Here is a 17626-nt window from a genome sequence, read left to right as displayed (position 1 = left end):
CTTACTCTTCCTCGAACTTGCGTTCAATCAGATCACCAATTGCGGCCAGCGCAGCATCAGCATCCGAGCCCTCAGCACTTACACCGATGACTGATCCGTGACCTGCGGCAAGCATCATGAGACCCATGATACTCTTACCGTCGACTTCCTCCCCATCTTTCTCGACGAGTATGTCGGATTGGTAGCGGTTTGCCATCTTGACAAATTGTGCAGCCGGGCGTGCGTGAATTCCCAGTTTGTTCAGAATCGTAAAGTCTTGTCTTGGCATAATGATGAATCTCGGTGCCGGAGAGTAGAAACACGAAGCCCAAACCTCCAAGGTAATTTTTCAACCATCTTCATCGTGTGTCACTTGAATCAGCGCAGAAAAGCTGCGGTTTGTGCGCTATCCGGCACCACTTCCAGCATCACGGCGCGTTCGAACGCCATCACACCATCGAATTCATCGACCCGACATACCCGTTGGAAATCCATGCCCCAGGCGCGGGCCAAGGCCTCGAAATTGACGGGTGCTTCCGCTGCCATCCATGATTTCGCGGCGTCGCTCATGCCCTCAAGCCGCGGCACTCGCTCAAAAATTTTCCCGCCCCCATTGTTGATCACTACCAGAACACGGCCGCGGCACTCGACTTGTGGGAGCAATTTCAAGGCGGCGAGATCGTAAAGAGTGGTCAAATCCCCGAAAATTCCCCAGGCATTTTCCTCGCCGGCACTGACCCCGAGCCACGAGCTCAGCTGGCCATCTATTCCATTGGCGCCCCGGTTTGCACGGACATTTCTCACCGGACGCTCCCACTGGGCATAAGCATTCCACTCCCGCAGAGGCAAGCTATTGCCAAGGTAGACGCCGGATCCAATCGAGGAAAAGACAGATAGCGTCCGCACCCAGCCCGGCTCGCTATCGGGAAATGCCTCCAGGCTTTCCTCAAGCCGCATACCCCGCCCTTCCACACCATCCAGCAATTCATCCCGGTCACCGATTTTTTCGATCTCGCCCAGCGCCGGCAGCACCCGGTCCAGTGCCCCTTTCAAAACATTTGCCTCCCGGCCAAGACCCCGAAGCCCGTTCCGACAGACGGACCAGACACTGATTTTTTCGAGACCCTCCAGATCCCTCCAGAAACGGCAACTGGGGACACCGCCGAGTCGAAGGATTTTTTCCGGCGGATTTTCTTTCAAAATCTTATCCGCCTCTACCAGCAGAAGATGCTGCAGTGCTTCCCGCAGGCCACTTGTTGCCTCAGCAACGACGGGCGCCCCGAGCGCTTCACAGAAATGAAACACTTCTTCCTGCTCTGAGAGCTCCAGATCGCCCAACATCACGACCATACCGCCCAAGGTCCGCTCACGCAGCCAGCGGGCAAGCTCCCCGACCCGCGGACGCCCGTAGTCGATGGAAAACTCTCCGGCTTCCAGCGAGGAAAAATCATCTCCGCCGATTTCGAACTCCTCCTCCAGCTCCACATTGATGTGCAATGGAGCCATCCCATCCCAGCCTTCCCAGGATGCTGCGGCATACGATGAAAAGACACCTACCTGCTCGATCGCCTGGGGGGCTCCGCTTCCACGATACGAAGCCGGGCGGTCCGCCGTAATCAATACGAGGGGACGCGCCTGATAGTAAGCCTCCACCACGGATGGCAAAAGCTCGGCAACCGCTGTGCCGCTTGTGACGACCACCGCACAGGACCTTCCTGTCTGCATCGTCCGACCAAGAGCGAAAAAACCGGCGGAACGCTCCTCGAAATGGCTCCAGATCTTTACCTTTCCGGCGTTTTCCATTTTTGCCAGCACCTCCAGGAGCACCGCATTGCGAGCCCCTCCGCAGACGACGAATTCCTCCGTCCCCGCCTTGACCGCCTGCTCCAGAATTCCAACTGCCGTTTCCCAAGTGTTCACGCACAAGGTCTAGCCTATCCCCTTTTCCCGACAAACAAAAACGCGCTGCGGATTCGCGATGGCGAAGCGTCCCTGCGATCAGGCATCCGGCTCCTGCTTGAGCTTTCTCTCCAGATAAAATGGAGCGAACGGAATCAGCGAGCAAATGAACGCGAAGGCGACCTTTTTAAGCGGCCATTTCCGCTCTATCCACACCAGCCCGAGAAGCAGGCAGAAAATCACGAAAAGACCTCCATGCACCATTCCTGGAATCTGGATTGCTTCCGCCTCGCCGAGAAGCCGCTTGTGATAGATCGCAAAATACAGAAGCACGATAAATGATACCCCCTCCGCAAAACTGGCCAAACGTAACAACAAAATTGAAGACATGATTTCGCAGAGAGAGTTATCGAGGGAAACCCGGCAAACAAGTCATCTTTCTCCCCCCGGTTGCACGGCTCTTACCTGGCCTTCCAATGCAAATCTTGCAAAAACCGTCAAAGGGGATCGCCAAATTAGCTTCAAGTAAGTTTGATTTATCAGGAACTGTTAATTATCTATCGCAGAGAAACTAACACTGTTTCGACAGTGTAAATTGCCCTCGCCGTGAGCAACCCGAAAAAAATCATCCCAACTCTGTCATCCATACTCATCAGAGTGTCAGGGCTATTCCTCATTATCCTGGGACTTACGGTGATCATCGGCTGGTATGCGAAAATCCCGCTGCTCGTTCAGATTCATCAATCACTGGCACCCATGCAGTACAATGCCGCCCTGTGCTTTGCACTCGCCGGCACCAGTTTGCTCATCGCAATATCGAAGAAGCCTTCATACGCCATCCCTTCCACCCTTCTGGTCTTCTTCATCGGCGCCATAACTCTGACCCAATATTTGTTATATACGGATTTCGGGATCGATGAGTTCCTTTTCAAACACTATATCTTTACCGAGACATCGCATCCCGGCCGGATGTCACCCGCCACGGCTTTGGTTTTCACACTATCCGGGCTGAGCATGCTTGCGATCTGCCTCCCGCCGAGGAAAGCCATTGGCGATATTGTATCCGGAGTCTTCGGCTCGCTCGTGCTGGCCTTGGGCATTATGGCGCTTCTGGGTTACATCACCGGTCTGACGGGCACCTATGGATGGGGCCAGCTCACCCAGATGGCCATGCACACTTCCACGGGAGCATTTTTCCTAGGAATGAGCATCCTGGCCATCGCGTGGAAAAGCGAGCGCAGCCGCACGGGTCGCTCACCGACATGGCTCTCGTTTTCCGCGACGCTAGCTGCCTTTTCGGCCACTTTCATCCTCTGGAACGCGCTGCTCCTCCGCGAAGAGCAGGAATCAAAACGAACAGTCCAGGTTTATGCGGATGGCATCAGAAACGAAATCGTCGCCCGCATGGACTCGCGGGTGCGTGCGCTCGTGCGCATAGCGGAGCGCTGGAAGTTTTCGGGCAAGCCATCCCGGACAGCTTGGGAAAATGATGCCCTATCCCATATCGCGGACTTCCAGGGCTATCAGGCAATTGCCTGGGTGGATGAGAAGACTGTGGTGCAGTGGGCCGTGCCCTTGCCGGAAAATCAGGTCGCCATGGGCAAGGTGCTGGCCACGGAAAAAAAGCGGAGGGCTGGCTTCGAGCAGGCGCGAGCCACCGACCAAGTGGTTTTCACAGAGCATCTGGAACTGCTCAAGGGTGGGATGGGCATGCTCATTATCGTCCCCATGGCACACCATGGCATTTTTGAAGGATATATAGTGGGAGCTATTGCCATGGCACCGATGATGAACTCCATCCTCACCCAGATCTTGGCGGAGGGCTATTCAATCTCCCTGACGGAAAATGGGGAGACCTTTTACCAACGCTCGGACGACGGCGGGGATTTGGGAAAACAGTTCGAGGCGCTCGTGCCCGTGAACATGAAAAATGCCGAGTGGATCGCCGCCATCCGCCCCCGCAGCGACACTCTGCGTGAGATCCGTTCCTCCTATCCATACGCGGTTCTGATTTTCGGCGGGCTTTTTTCGCTTCTTCTCGGGGTTCTCATTTACTTCGCCCAAAACGCGCTCAGCCGCTCCCAGCAGATCGTAGCTACCAACAAAAGTCTGCGTAAGGAGATCAGCGAACGCCAGCGGGCGGAAAAGGAACTCGACGAGCTGGGAATGCTGCAGCAAGCCATCCTGAGCCACGCAGCCCATTCCATCATTTCCACCACCACTGAAGGAATCATCACCAGTTTCAACCCCGGCGCGGAGCGGATGCTCGGTTACTCCGCCAGCGAGGTCGTCCATAAAACCACCCCGGCGATTTTCCACATGTGGGATGAAATCGTGGCCCGCACAAATATTCTCAACAAAGACCGGGAAGTGCCGATCGAGCCAGGCTTCGAGACCTTGGTCGCAAAAGCCAAAGTCAACGCCGTGGATCAATCGGAGTGGTCTTATGTGAAAAAAGATGGCTCCACAGTCCCCGTAAACCTGGGGGTGACCTCTCTTCGCGATGCGGACGGCAATATCACCGGCTTTCTTGGCATTGCGGGCGATATCTCCGAGCTCAAGGAAGCGGTGGCCACCTTGGAAGAAACCCACGAGCAACTCGTGGACGCATCACACCGCGCCGGCATGGCGGAAGTTGCGACCAGCGTTCTTCACAACGTGGGCAATGTCCTCAATAGTGTGAATATCTCATGCACCGTCGCTTCCGACAAAATCTCCGGCTTCCGCATCGATAATATCGATAAAACCGCCGCTTTGCTTCGCGGCCACGAGCAAGATCTCGCCACTTTTTTCCAGACAGATCCGCGCGGCCAAAAGCTCCCGGAATTCCTGGAAAGAGTCGCCTCCCGTCTGCATGAAGAGCGGGATCAGGTCCTTACCGAGCTGACCCTCCTGGGCAAGAACGTGGATCACATCAAGGAAATCGTCAGCATGCAACAGAGCTACGCGATGGTCTCCGGGATGACAGAACTGCTCAGCATCAGCGAGCTTATTGAGGATAGCCTCCGGATGAACGATAGCTCGCTCTCCAGGCATGCTGTCGAAATCGTCCGCGATTATGACGCCCTCCCCCAGGTCTATGCGGAAAGGCATAAGGCACTCCAGATTCTCGTAAATCTCATCGGCAACGCGAAAGATGCTTGTGACGACAACGGCGGGGTGGACAAACGTATCATCATCCGTGCGACCCAATCGGGAAAGACCGTAAGCATTTCCGTAACAGACAATGGAGTGGGTATCCCCGAGGAAAATCTCACCCGGATCTTTGCCCACGGCTTCACCACGAAAAAAAGCGGGCACGGCTTCGGCCTCCACAGTTGCGCCATCGCGGCACGCGAAATGAACGGCAGCCTCACCGTCCACAGCGACGGCGTGGGCCATGGGTCCACCTTTACTCTCGAACTACCACTGGAGCAGCCAGCATAATTCCTTTTTCTCCCACCAGACATGAACTCCTCACCCACCCCTGCCCTGATCGACAGACACAGGATCCTGATTGTTGATGACAACCGTGCCATCCACGACGATTTCCGAAAAATCCTCAGTGAAGACAAATCAGGCGAAGATTTCGACAAGCAGGCCGCGGAATTCTTCGGCGAAGAATCTGCGAACGTCGAGAAGTTCACTTTCGATCTGGACTACACCTTCCAGGGAAAAGACGCCTTGGAACTGGTGAAAAAAGCCAAAGCCGAAGGCCGTCCCTATTCCGTCGTCTTCATGGATGTGCGCATGCCTCCCGGCTGGGATGGCATCGAGACCACGAAGCGCATCTGGGAAGTGGAGCCGGATCAGCAAATTATCATCTGCACCGCATATTCGGATTATTCATGGGAAAGAATGACAAGCTATCTCGGCATCTCGGATCGCTTCCTGATCATCAAGAAGCCCTTCGATGCGATGGAGGTCATCCAATGCGCTCATGCAATGAGCGGCAAGTGGTCGCTACTGGAGCAAACCCGTCGACACGCGGAATCCCTGGAAGCGACCGTGATCGCCCGCACCGCCGCACTGGAAGCGACCAACCAGCAACTGAAAACAGAGATCGAGGAACGCCGCCGTAGCGAAGATGCACTCTATTTCACCCAGTTTTCCGTGGACAATGCGGCCGACGGCATGTTTTGGGTCGCCCCGGATTCCCGCCTGATTTATGGCAATAAGGCCACTTGCAAGAGACTCGGCTACACACAGAAAGAGCTGCATAACCTTTCCGCGTGCGACATCCTTCCGGATCTGGCGGTAGCAGACTGGCTCCCTTTTTGGGAATCCTTGAAAAAGGAAGGCAACCGCACCATCGAGACCCGCCACCTGGCGAAAAACGGGGATATTATCCCCATCGAGCTCACAGTCACTTTCTTCCATTTTGGCGACGATGAGCTGCTCTGTGTTTCATCCCGCGATACCACGCGCCGGCACCAGATTCTTCAGGAACTATCACAAGCGCGCGATGCCGCGCTGGAATCCGTCCGGCTCAAAAGTCAGTTCCTCGCAAATATGAGCCATGAAATCCGCACCCCGATGAACGGTGTGATCGGCATGGCGGAACTACTATCCCACACGGAGCTCTCGCGGGAACAGCGGGACCATGTGGAAACCATCCGCAACAGCGCGGACATACTCCTGGACATCATCAATGACATCCTGGATTCCTCGAAGATCGAATCCGGGAAAATCGAGTTCGAGGACATCAATTTCGATATCCGGAATCTAGTCGAAGACACATTGGATATCGTCGCCCGCTCTGCACAGCTCAAAGGCTTGGAGCTAGCCGGATATGTCGATTCCCGGGTATTTCCACGGCTTCGCGCAGACTCGGGAAGAATCCGCCAAATTCTCACGAACATCATCGGTAATGCGGTAAAGTTCACTGAGAAAGGAGAGGTCACGCTATTTGTCACCACAGTCGAAAGCACCGAAGAGATCACCAATCTGAAATTTGAGATCCGGGATACCGGGATTGGTATCGACGCTTCCGTGCTTAGCCAAATTTTTGAGCCCTTCAATCAAGCCGACAGCTCAAACACGAGGAAATACGGCGGCACCGGACTGGGCCTCACCATCTGCAGACAGCTCGTCCACGCCCTGGGCGGAAGCATCGGCGTGGAAAGTAAAGTCGCGGTAGGCTCACTATTCTGGTTTGTCCTTCCACTGAAGAAGCAGCCGAATGCTCTCCCTTCCCCGAATACCTCGAAGCGTATCCCGGAAAATCTGCGGGTTCTGGTGGTGGATGACAATGCCACCAATCGGGAAATCCTAAAACTCCAGTTGGCGAACCTCTCATTGCGCTCGGAGGTCACAGCGGGCGGAAAGGAAGCACTGGAATTACTTGATAAAGTGCAGCGCGGTTCCGATCCCTTCCAGCTGGTAATCCTTGATATGCAGATGCCGGAAATGGATGGCCTGACACTAGCCAAACACATCACGGCGGAATTGGGCTCCAAAAAACTCCCCATGATACTACTTAGCTCATTGGGTGATGACATGAACCAGGAGACCCTCGCGGCGGCAGGCATCAATTCCTATCTGGTAAAGCCTCTCAAGCAAACCCGTTTGAAGGAAACGCTATGCCGCCTCTTCGAGGATCCCGAGGCATCCCATCTTGGCGACAGCCGGCCGGAGGGAATCTCCGTTCAACATCAATCAAAAGATATCAGTGTCCTGCTGGCGGAAGATAATCCGGTGAACCAGAAAGTCGCTTTGCTCCAGCTGAAGCAACTGGGATATACGCCCGATGTGGCCAATGATGGCATCGAGGTCCTGGAAGCCCTTCAGAAGAAACATTATGATGTGATTCTTATGGATTGCCAGATGCCGCGTATGGATGGCTATACGGCCACGCGGGAAATCCGGAAGAACTATTCAAACTCCATCCGGATCATCGCGATGACGGCAAACGCCATGCAGGGGGACCGGGAAAAATGCCTGGATGCCGGCATGGATGACTACGCCAGCAAGCCCATCGGGGTGGAAGAGCTAGACCGTCTGCTACGCCACCAAATCACACCAATCATCGCGCCGATTCCCACCCGCATCAAAGAATCAAGCCATTGCCCCGTTGATATGAATACCTTGCGGGAAATTACCAACGACAGCCGCTTGGTGATGCTGGAAATCAGCGGCGAATATATTCAACAAGCCTATGAAATACTTGGCTTGGTCAAAACAGCGGCCCAAGAAAAGAACTATCAGGAGGTCCATCGCCTCGCCCACAAGCTGCACGGCTCCAGCTCCACCTGCGGGATGTCGGCGATACTCAAGCCCATCCACGGCATGGAGCTTGCCACCAAGGCAGGAAACACAGGAGAAATCATCGAGTGCCATCAGCTCGCGCTGGAAGCCCTTTCCACCATGAACTCGTATCTGAGCACCCGCCTGGGGCAGAAAATCCTCACTCCAAAAGATATTCCCCATCTGCGCAACTAAGCTTTTTGGTAAAAAATCAATATATCATAAATTCCGGAACCACCTACTTTCCTTTGTGGAAAAACAGCTGGTATTAACGGCCGATTACTATTGAATGCCGCGCCTTCTGATAGAGGTTCTATCAGTAGCAAAGCATTTCCATGGTCAATCTACTCATCGCTGAAGACGATCACGTGGCGGCAAGCCTGTCGCGACGTGGTTTTGAGCGCGCAGGCTTCAAAGTCTCTGTAGCGACAGATGGCGCTTCCACCTTGGAGAAGCTCCTCTCGGAGCCGCCCGATCTATTGATTCTCGATCTGATTCTCCCGCGGGTTGATGGACTGGAAATACTCGAATTCATCAAACGCGATGCTTCGCTTTCAGATCTTCCGGTGATCGTCGTCTCGCAGCTCCCCGCGAACTCCGAGTCCGCCCAAGCAGCAAAAAATGCCGGGATCAGATGTTACATCACGAAATCAGAATCCAGCCTGGCTTCACTGCTCCATGAGGTAAAATCCGCCCTCCGCATGCCAGTGGAAAATCTCTCCCAGGGCCCGGAACGGGTAAAAGAATTTCCTGTATTCCTGAAGCCTTCGGCAGCTACCCAACCCCGCGCGATCCGGGAAAAGAAAAAGTCACGTATTCTAATCGCGGATGATGATAGCGTGATGCAGAGAGTAATTTCATTCCTACTCTCGGAAGCGGGTTACGAGGTGGAGCTGGCATCCAATGGCAAAGAAGCTTTGGCTCTCGCCACAAATTCTCCGCCCAAGCTGATGATCCTCGATGCAATGATGCCCACCCTGGATGGGTTCGGCGTGATGAATGCCTGGAACTCGAATGAAAAGCTCTTCGCCGTCCCGGTGATCATGCTCACCTCGGATCTTGATGACAAGACCCGGGGCGCGGCTCTTGCCAAAGGAGTTGTCGCCTATCTCAATAAACCTTTTTCATCCGCCGAGCTCCTTGCCCATGTGAAACGTTTCGCCGGTTCTCCATGATTATCAGCAGCTTGAGTATCGTGTGAAAATTCTGCCACAGCTACCGTTTTCCTTGCGGACTGCCATGTGAGGCCCCAATCTGTGCAAGTGCCGGAAGACGACGATGACAACCCGATCTCAGAGATCAGAAGAGCCATTGATGCAGAAGACGGCTCCGCACTTCTTTCCATAGCAGAGACCGTTCACTACGCAGACCTGGCCTCGCTCTACGAGGAATTGGAAGATGACGAGCGTGATTTTTTCTTTAAAACCATCGGGCCGGAGTTGGCTACGGACGTCGTTGCCGAGCTGCCTTTCTCACTCATTGAGGATTCTCTCAGCCACTTCAAGCCGGCCCAGCTCCGTTTTCTGCTTGGCAATCTCTCGGACGATGACCGGGTGGATATTTTTCAAGTGGTCTCGAAGGAAGCCCAGGTGCGTTTTTTCTCCCTACTCGGTCCCCGTGATAAAGAGCTGACGAAAAGCCTCCTGAAATATGAGGAAGATACGGCTGGCGGACGGATGACCACACAGGTCGGGCGTATCACCCCGGATATGACGGTGAAACAGGCGCTCGCCATCCTTCGCCGCGATCGTGAAGACACAGAAACCTTGGCTCGGATATTCGTTGTAGATGAGCAAGGACGCCTGGAAGGAAAAGTCCGCCTGCGCGATCTCGCCTTCAACACCTGGGACACTCCTATCCGTGACATCATGGAAGATGCGGATGAGTATATTCTCGCCACAGAAGACCAGGAGGATGCGGCCCGGTTACTTTCCCGCTACGATCTCGTGGTGCTCCCGGTCGTAGATGAATTCCATCATCTACTGGGTGTGATCACCTACGATGACGCACTCGAAATCATGCAGGAAGAGTCCACCGAGGACATCGAAAAGCTCGCAGGTATTGCCGGGGATCAGACAGAGCTCAGCTACCTGAATACCACATCGGTGATGCACTACCGCCGCCGGGTCATGTGGTTGGTCGGCCTTGCTTTCGTTTCCATTGCCTCCGGCTACGTCATGTTCCGCTTCGGCGGCGTTTTGCAGAAGGCCTACGTTCTTTCGCTTTTCCTGCCCATGGTTGTCGCCTCCGGGGGAAATGCCGGGGGGCAGGCCGCGACGATGGTTATCCGCGCTCTCGCCCTGGGAGAAATCGGTGCGGGAACGGCCATCCGCATCGCCTGGAAGGAAGCACGCATCGGCATTTTCCTGGGGATCACCCTGGGGCTCTCCATTGCCGCATTCATTTCTTTCATCCTGCCACAATTCCACCCTCCGGCTCCCGAAAGTTTCTCATTCTACAAACTAGCTCTGGCAGTCGCGTGTGCGATCACGCTCCAGGTCGTTTCCGCCACGGTCCTGGGTGCCATGCTTCCCATCACCGCCCGGGCGATCAAGCTGGATCCGGCCGTCGTCTCCGCACCGTCGCTCGCCTCTATCGTCGATGTATCGGGAATGCTCATCTATTTCGGCACAGCAGCGGCAATCCTCAGCCTCTAGCATTTTAACCCTCCTTTCTTTGCCAGCCTTGGAGATTGAACTTTGCCTGCGGTAAATTTAGCCTCCGCCATGGACGCCTTAATCAAGCACCTCGAAAACAAAGAGGAACTCAGTGAGCAGGAGATCAATGTCGCAGCCGGATTGCTACTGGATGACTCCGTCTGCGATGATAAAAAGCAACGAATGCTCCTGGCACTTTCCCGGAAAGGGGAGACACCGGCGGAGATCGCAGGCTTTGTGGAAGCTTTTTTGCAGCACGCGGTCGATCCGATGGTGGGCGATCTGGAGCTTGAAGGGCCAACGCTTGACGTCTGCGGCACCGGTGGAGACCAGCTGAATCTTTTCAATGTTTCCACGACAGCGATGTTCGTTGCTGCAGCTGCCGGAGCTATTGTCGTGAAACACGGAAACCGCGGCATCACCTCCAAGAGCGGGGGTGCGGATGTCCTCGAAGCACTCGGCATAAATATAGACCTTTCACCCGAGGGCTTCCGCCACTGCGTGAAGACCGCCGGCGTAGGCTTCCTCTTCGCGCCAAGCTACCACCCGGCTTTCAAATCCATCGCAAATGTCCGCAAAAAGCTGGCAGCTTCCGGACATCGCAGCATTTTCAATCTCATTGGCCCCCTATTGAATCCCGCACGGCCCGAATGCCAGCTCGTGGGCGTATCCGATAGTTCTCTCTGCCCCGCCTTTGCGGAAATCCTGCAGCGTCTCGGCCGGGAAAGCGCGTGGGTCGTTAGCGGTAATACCAGCGACGGACGCAATGTCGATGAGGTCTCGCTGATGGGCTCCACCTACATTTACAAATCAGGATCCCTACAGGACATCGAAGACGAGGAAATCAACCCGCAGGAATTCGGGCTGAAGATTGCATCCATCGATGAGCTGCAAGGTGGCGAGGCCGGGCTCAACGCAAAGATCCTGACGGATATTCTCTCAGGAAAGGATCAAGGACCCAAGCGAGACATTGTCCTGCTCAATGCTGCCGCTGCTCTGGCCTGCGCCGGTCTGGCCGATCACATCGGAGACGCACTGGAAGTAGCCAGGGAGACCATCACTTCCGGAGCCGCGCTGGAAAGACTCCATCGTCTGCAGAAAGCCTCGGGCAAATAAAAATGCACGGCCGCTTCCGGCTCTGGGTGAAGCCATTATTTTTCAAGCCGGGCGGCGATCTCCTTGGCAAGTTGATCCACCAGACGACTTTGGGCCTCCGCCAGTTTCTCGAAGCCATCCGCCTGGAGCGGCTCTCTCAAAGTGGAGGTGCTGCTCGCCACAAGCCGTCCTGCAGGCAACGCATATACGCGCCACGAAGCCTCCAATAGCGCTTCACCATCGGCGGTTCCGTGAAATTGATTCACATCCACGGTGATCTGATAACGGAGCTCCTTATCGCTTCTCCAAGGATATTGCCGGATGTTTCCGGTGCCTAGATGATATCCCAGGTCCGTGCCCAGTGTCCGGCTGAAGTTACTGGCCAGATCTCCCGCCCACTGGTGCTCGTCGGAAACCTCCATTTTCGTCGGCGTGCTCTGGAAAATAAGATACGGCCTTTCCGAAAGATAATCAGCCACAGTCACCGGGCCGATCCCTATTCCGTATCCTCCACCCGAAGGCGCTTTCCCTGAAGTCGCAAGGACATAGTAATTTCCTCCGCTGCCGCAGCCGATCAAGCTCAGACACAAGGCGATGATTGGTAAAAATTTCATAGATTTCAAAAGGTTACAGTTCAACGGCGGGCGCGGGGAATTTTCTTGGTATTGGGGTCTTTACCGAAAAGCAGGGAGTTCGGCTTATCGGCAAGTTCGGTCGTCAGGCGATCGATCGAGCGGATGGTCCCGCGCAGCTCATCAAGCGTCCGCCGCAAATCCCCATAGATCGCGCCCTCGTTCGATAGCGGTTCCAAGGTTGCATTGAGCCTGGATAATGTCAGGCGCAAATCAGCCGGGATCGCCTTGGTTTGCTCATCGGAAATCAGCGCATTCACGGAGGCAAGGGTCCCCCGCATTTCCTCCAGCGTGTTCTGCGCTTCCATAATTACGCCGCCATCCGCGGAAACCGCATCTTCCACACCTGCCAGGGTAGCCGTCGCCTGCGCGGAAGTTTCACTTAGATTGCGGACAAGGACATCGAGCTCCAGCGTATTGATTTTGTCCAAGAGCGCTGCCAGTTTATCCTCCAGTCTTCCAAGTCCCACTTCCACAACCGGCAGCACCGGATAACCGCCACGCACAGTTTGCGCAGCGTTCTCACGCCCGGGAAAATAATCGAGATCCACGAACATCTGCCCGGTGATCAGGCTGCTCGAACGTAAGGATGCCTGAAGATTGCGGGAGACCGCCTCAGTGAATCCTTCCGCTCCTTTTTCGATCAACCCTTCCGGGAAATGCGTTTCCAGTAATCTTGCATCCAGTTGGATCAAAACCGGCATGACCTCAATTGTCGGATTCTCGATCAGCGAATAAGAGATCTCCGCCACCCTCCCGATTTTGAAGCCCCGGAATTCAACCGGCGCCCCCTCCTTCAAACCACGGAGCGATTGGTCAACCATTAGAAGAAACTCCGCCCCACCGCGGAAACGGCTGACTTCCGCCTGCTCTTCCGAGTCATAGAGGGAGAGCCTGCTGCCATTGGATATTGGAACCCCAGCCACGCTATCATCCGGCTGATCGACCGATACCCTGCCCGAAACCAGGGAATCGAGCGAAGGCAGCTCCAAATTGAAACCCTCGGTGCCCACGTCGAGCTTCACTCCACTGGTTTTCCAGAAAAGAGTCTGATCGTTCACCAATCCAGAGTAACGCTCTTCAATAAACGCACCGAACCGGACCAGCTTCTCATCCGGCAGAAACTCGCGGCTTTCGATGCGTCCGATGATCGTATCCCGGTAATAGATGCCGCTGCCAATATCCACCGAGCCGGGCCTGGCCGACTCCAACACCAACCGCAGACCCGGCACGCTCGGAGGAGTCAGCGGAGGAGTCTCCAACCCGAGGAAAAAGCGCTTGTCCGCAGACTTTTCGCGCAGCGCCCCGGGATCCAACTCTATGTAAGCTCCACTGATCAAAGTGCCCAAACCGGAAACGGAACTACCTTGCACCCGTGCCCTCACCACCCAGAACTGAGAGCTCTCCTTTACCAAATGAAGGTGGTCCGGCTTGATCCGGAGACTGACATCCACGTCCAGATCATCATTCAAAATAATGTTTTCCAGCTTCCCGATGGTGACATTACTGCATTTTACCTCGGTTTTTCCCACGGCCAGATCCGCGGCGTTTTCAAAGCGGACGGTGATCAACTCTCCTTTCTCATCGTAGCTCCGCTTCACCAGCCACAATCCCAACAAAAGCGCCACTATCGGGACAATCCAAACAGGATTGAAACTGCGGTCATCTTTTACCGCCGGATGGATTTCTTCAGAATGTTCTTCACTCATAATTGATCAAATTTTCTCGTTTTCCCTCAGCTTGTCCCAGATTAGACGCGGATCAAAGGCATGTGCTGAAAGCATGGTCATGATCACCATCAGGCCGAAGGCAAGGGCCGCGCCGCCTGGATTGATCGTCATCAAATTCCCCATCTGGATCAAACCAACCAGGATCGCCACGACAAATACGTCTACCATGGACCACCGCCCGACCAGCTCCGTAAGCCAATAGATCCGGTTCGCACGTTTGCCATCCAGCTTGAGTTTTCCCTTTGCGGCAGCGACCAGCAACCCGATCGCCAAAAACTTCAGCCCCGGGATCATCACACTCGCAATGAAAATGATGATTGCCACGGGGTAGGCATGCATTTGCCAGAAAGTCGCCACACCTCCAAGGATCGTCGAGCGATCATCAACCCCGAGCTGGGTGACCACCATGATCGGTAGCACATTCGCCGGAATGAAGGCAATGATACCGGCGATCCCGTAGGCGACCGTGCGCTCAATGCTTTTTTCCTTTCTCGCGTGAAGTGCGGAACCGCAGCGGGGACAGACGTGCAATTTACTATCACTCAACATTAGGCAGGTGTGACACGAGGCCAGCCCCTTCTGTAGGGCACTTTTCATCGGAGGAGTCATTCCTTTCTCCTTTCCAGAGCGAGCTCGATTCTGTCCCACAGCTCCAACTTATCGATCCCCCCCACAGCACCGGCCATACATAGCATCAACCCCATCACAGCCCAGAAACCCACACCGAGATCGATCTCCGCAAGTTTCACCAGCTTTAATAGGCTGATCATCGCACCGAGAAAGAAAACCTCCACCATCACCCACGGCTGAACCGCTTGAAACCCGCGCATTGCCGCGATCGCAAACGGAGGTGCCTTTCCGAATAGAAGGGGAAGACACAGATACAGCAGCACGGAAATCAGCAGTAATGGCAATACCAGCACGAAAAAGACGATGGCAATGGCAATAGGCACTCCGCCCGTCATCCAAAGGCCCAGAACCGCTCCCGGAACTGAGACCGAACTTTTGTTCCCGAGTGCGTCCATGGAAATGAAAGGAAACAGGTTCATCATCAGCCAGAGACAAAACGCTGTGAGCCCGAAGGCAACCGCCCGGCTCAGGCTCGATGCCCGGTTTCTATAGATTACCTGTCCGCATAGCTGGCAGTGAGCAGCCTTCCCTTCCTCGATCAGATCAATCAGGTAGGCAGTATCACAATAATGACATGAAATACGATGCTCCCGTTTAGAAGATCGTGGCCAGGTGTGGGAAGAAGCGCTCCCATAATCCGATTTACTCGCAGGCACTGAATCACCCCTTCCCGCCTAATCACACCCCTGTCAAGAAATTTACCAATCACTCCCTTCCATGAATCGACCCCCGGCCATCCACACAAATGTCTTGACGCACTATCTATCACCATCTTCATTCCGCTTGCCCGCAATTTTGCGTGTGCCCATCTAATGGGTGGATTGTCTCCAATTATCCCATTCCAAAGCAGCTCAGCTCCTCATGCCATCCAAACCTTCCGCAAAGAAATCCGCCGCCAAGCCTGCAGCTAAAAAAGCAGTCAAGGCACCTGCCAAAAAGGTAGCAGCGAAAAAGGCCGCGCCAACTGCCGCAGTAAAGAAAGCTTCTGCAAAAAAAGAAGCTCCAACCAAGGCGGCCGCGAAAAAGGAAAGCCCGGCCAAGGTAACAAAAGAAGCAACCAAGGAGACCAAGCAACCGATCTCCTCTCTCACCGCACCTGCCGCTCCACGCGGAAAAAAGGATCCCAAGCGCCGTATCGACACGCCGGAGATTCAGGAAAAGATCCGGGAGCTGATCAAGCTGGCAAAGGAGCAGGAATATCTCACCTATGATGATATCAATGAAATCCTGCCGAACGATCTCGTCGATCCTGACGATGTTGAGGCCATCATGGAGCGCCTCCGCAACATGGAGTTCGATATCATCGACGCTTCGGAAGTCGACCGATTCAAGGACAAGAAGCGCGACGAAGGCGATGGTGACGAAGAAGAAACCAAAGCGGATCAGAAGCTTGATATCCTCGACGATCCTGTCCGGATGTATCTCAAGCAGATGGGGCAGGTCCCCCTTCTCACACGGGAACAGGAAGTGGAAATCTCCAAACGCATCGAAGATGCCGAGATCGAAGTTTCCAAAAATCTCCATAAGTTCGGCTTCATCTCGGAGCATTATCTGGAGCTCGCTGATAAGCTGAACAAAGGCAAAGAGCGTTTCGACCGCGTTATCCTCGACAAGAAAATCGAGTCTCGCGAGCGCTACATGAAAGGCCTCCCGAAAATTTGTGATCAGCTCAAAGCGCTGCACGAAGAAAACGACAATATTTTCCGCCAGCTCTCTGTTAAGAATCCACGCGGCAAGAAGAAACTCGAAGAAACCTTTGAGAAAAACCTCGCCACCATGCACCGCGTCTATGTCCGCTTCTATTACAAACAGAAGGTCATCGAGGACTTCTGTGAGCAGGTTGAAGATTACATTGATAAATTCTGGAAATACTCACGCCGCCTCCAAACCCACCCGGAGGACAAGGAATTCATCAACAAAATGCGTGAGATCCAGCAGCGTTCCTGGCTCAACAACGAGACTTTCGAGCCAGCCTACCGGGACCTTCGCCATTGGATGAAAGAGGCCCTGAAAGCCAAGACCGAGATGGTCGAGGCCAACCTTCGTCTGGTTATCTCGATCGCCAAGAAATACACGAACCGCGGGCTATCCTTCCTCGATCTGATTCAGGAAGGCAACATGGGCCTGATGAAAGCCGTGGAAAAATTCGAATACCGCCGCGGTTACAAATTCTCCACCTACGCCACCTGGTGGATCCGTCAGGCGATCACCCGCTCCATCGCGGACCAAGCTAGAACCATCCGCATTCCGGTCCACATGATCGAGACGATCAACAAGCTGATGCGCGTGCAGAAACAACTGGTTCAGGAATACGGACGCGAGCCCTCTCCGGAGGAAATTGCCGAAGAAATCCACCTTCCGGTGGAGCGTGTGCGTGCGGTCTTGAAAATGGCACAGCAACCCATTTCCCTCCAAGCTCCCGTGGGCGATTCCGATGACACCTCCTTCGGTGACTTCATTGAGGATAAAGCCGCGGACAACCCGATGGAAGAAGCCGGCTTTTCCATGCTCAAGGATAAGATCAAAGATGTTCTCGATACTCTAACAGAGCGGGAACGCGAAGTGCTGGAGCAACGCTTCGGCCTCAAAGACGGATATAGCCGCACACTCGAGGAAGTCGGCCGCCAATTCCAGGTCACCCGTGAGCGTATCCGCCAGATCGAAGCAAAAGCACTCCGCAAAATGCGTCACCCCACCAGAATTCGTAAACTCGAAGGCTTCATCGAGCTCCCCGGTGCCTGATGGCGCCCGAAAAGAAATTTCTCCCAAAAGATTTTTC

At 54.5% G+C, this 17626-nt stretch carries 13 protein-coding genes; 6 read left to right on the top strand and 7 right to left on the bottom strand.

The window, feature by feature from the left end:
• Position 1: 1 nt before the first annotated feature.
• From ACFSSA_RS04260 to ACFSSA_RS04250, 3 genes are all read right to left on the bottom strand, one after another.
• On the bottom strand, positions 2–268 hold the full coding sequence (locus ACFSSA_RS04260) for an HPr family phosphocarrier protein (RefSeq protein ID WP_386818628.1): 267 nt from the start codon (positions 266–268) through the stop codon (positions 2–4).
• Between the two features lie 89 nt (positions 269–357).
• Complete coding sequence (locus tag ACFSSA_RS04255) at positions 358–1899, bottom strand: thiamine pyrophosphate-binding protein (RefSeq protein WP_386818627.1); 1542 nt, start codon at positions 1897–1899, stop codon at positions 358–360.
• A 78-nt stretch (positions 1900–1977) separates the two neighbouring features.
• The gene (locus tag ACFSSA_RS04250; protein WP_386818625.1) at positions 1978–2268 is read right to left on the bottom strand and encodes a DUF3817 domain-containing protein; all 291 of its coding nucleotides are present in this window, start codon (positions 2266–2268) and stop codon (positions 1978–1980) included.
• A gap of 216 nt (positions 2269–2484) precedes the next feature.
• Between ACFSSA_RS04250 and ACFSSA_RS04245 the strand changes: the two genes are divergently transcribed.
• The 5 genes from ACFSSA_RS04245 to trpD all read left to right on the top strand — a co-directional run bounded on the left by ACFSSA_RS04245 (position 2485) and on the right by trpD (position 11876).
• Positions 2485–5304: an ATP-binding protein gene (locus ACFSSA_RS04245; RefSeq protein ID WP_386818623.1), complete on the top strand. Its 2820-nt coding sequence runs from the start codon at positions 2485–2487 to the stop codon at positions 5302–5304.
• 21 nt (positions 5305–5325) lie between these two features.
• Positions 5326–8298, top strand: coding sequence for a response regulator (locus tag ACFSSA_RS04240; RefSeq protein ID WP_386818621.1), 2973 nt, complete (start codon positions 5326–5328; stop codon positions 8296–8298).
• Between the two features lie 140 nt (positions 8299–8438).
• The gene (locus ACFSSA_RS04235) at positions 8439–9278 is read left to right on the top strand and encodes a response regulator (RefSeq protein ID WP_386818619.1); all 840 of its coding nucleotides are present in this window, start codon (positions 8439–8441) and stop codon (positions 9276–9278) included.
• Between the two features lie 66 nt (positions 9279–9344).
• Positions 9345–10760, top strand: a complete 1416-nt coding sequence (gene mgtE, locus ACFSSA_RS04230) for a magnesium transporter (protein ID WP_386818617.1) — start codon at positions 9345–9347, stop codon at positions 10758–10760.
• 69 nt (positions 10761–10829) lie between these two features.
• Positions 10830–11876 carry an anthranilate phosphoribosyltransferase gene (gene trpD, locus ACFSSA_RS04225; RefSeq protein ID WP_386818615.1) on the top strand — a complete coding sequence of 349 codons (1047 nt, stop codon included), beginning with the start codon at positions 10830–10832 and terminating at the stop codon, positions 11874–11876.
• Positions 11877–11911: 35 nt separating this feature from the next.
• Here the strand turns inward: trpD and ACFSSA_RS04220 are convergent, their stop codons facing one another.
• The 4 genes from ACFSSA_RS04220 to ACFSSA_RS04205 are packed head-to-tail and all read right to left on the bottom strand — an operon-like array spanning position 11912 to position 15503.
• Positions 11912–12469 (bottom strand): PqiC family protein, encoded by a 558-nt coding sequence (locus ACFSSA_RS04220; protein ID WP_386818614.1) that lies wholly within the window; start codon positions 12467–12469, stop codon positions 11912–11914.
• 20 nt (positions 12470–12489) lie between these two features.
• Positions 12490–14196: a PqiB family protein gene (locus ACFSSA_RS04215; protein WP_386818612.1), complete on the bottom strand. Its 1707-nt coding sequence runs from the start codon at positions 14194–14196 to the stop codon at positions 12490–12492.
• Positions 14197–14202: 6 nt separating this feature from the next.
• Positions 14203–14814: a paraquat-inducible protein A gene (locus ACFSSA_RS04210; protein ID WP_386818610.1), complete on the bottom strand. Its 612-nt coding sequence runs from the start codon at positions 14812–14814 to the stop codon at positions 14203–14205.
• Positions 14815–14822: 8 nt separating this feature from the next.
• Positions 14823–15503 (bottom strand): paraquat-inducible protein A, encoded by a 681-nt coding sequence (locus ACFSSA_RS04205; RefSeq protein WP_386818608.1) that lies wholly within the window; start codon positions 15501–15503, stop codon positions 14823–14825.
• 205 nt (positions 15504–15708) lie between these two features.
• On the opposite strand from ACFSSA_RS04205, the gene rpoD reads away from it, so the two are divergent.
• Positions 15709–17589 carry an RNA polymerase sigma factor RpoD gene (gene rpoD / locus ACFSSA_RS04200; protein WP_386818606.1) on the top strand — a complete coding sequence of 627 codons (1881 nt, stop codon included), beginning with the start codon at positions 15709–15711 and terminating at the stop codon, positions 17587–17589.
• Positions 17590–17626: the final 37 nt, after the last annotated feature.

This window comes from Luteolibacter algae, from assembly GCF_042683045.1.
Taxonomy (GTDB): Bacteria; Verrucomicrobiota; Verrucomicrobiia; order Verrucomicrobiales; family Akkermansiaceae; genus Luteolibacter; species Luteolibacter algae.
Note: the sequence above shows the minus strand (reverse complement) of the source record. Positions and strands in the feature narration are given on the sequence as shown.

Coding starts and splice junctions, on each gene's coding strand:
- ACFSSA_RS04260 (WP_386818628.1), bottom strand. CDS start 268: ATGCCAAGACAAGACTTTACGATTCTGAACAAACTGGGAATTCACGCA.
- ACFSSA_RS04250 (WP_386818625.1), bottom strand. CDS start 2,268: ATGTCTTCAATTTTGTTGTTACGTTTGGCCAGTTTTGCGGAGGGGGTA.
- ACFSSA_RS04240 (WP_386818621.1), top strand. CDS start 5,326: ATGAACTCCTCACCCACCCCTGCCCTGATCGACAGACACAGGATCCTG.
- ACFSSA_RS04235 (WP_386818619.1), top strand. CDS start 8,439: ATGGTCAATCTACTCATCGCTGAAGACGATCACGTGGCGGCAAGCCTG.
- trpD (WP_386818615.1), top strand. CDS start 10,830: ATGGACGCCTTAATCAAGCACCTCGAAAACAAAGAGGAACTCAGTGAG.
- ACFSSA_RS04220 (WP_386818614.1), bottom strand. CDS start 12,469: ATGAAATTTTTACCAATCATCGCCTTGTGTCTGAGCTTGATCGGCTGC.
- ACFSSA_RS04215 (WP_386818612.1), bottom strand. CDS start 14,196: ATGAGTGAAGAACATTCTGAAGAAATCCATCCGGCGGTAAAAGATGAC.
- ACFSSA_RS04210 (WP_386818610.1), bottom strand. CDS start 14,814: ATGAAAAGTGCCCTACAGAAGGGGCTGGCCTCGTGTCACACCTGCCTA.
- rpoD (WP_386818606.1), top strand. CDS start 15,709: ATGCCATCCAAACCTTCCGCAAAGAAATCCGCCGCCAAGCCTGCAGCT.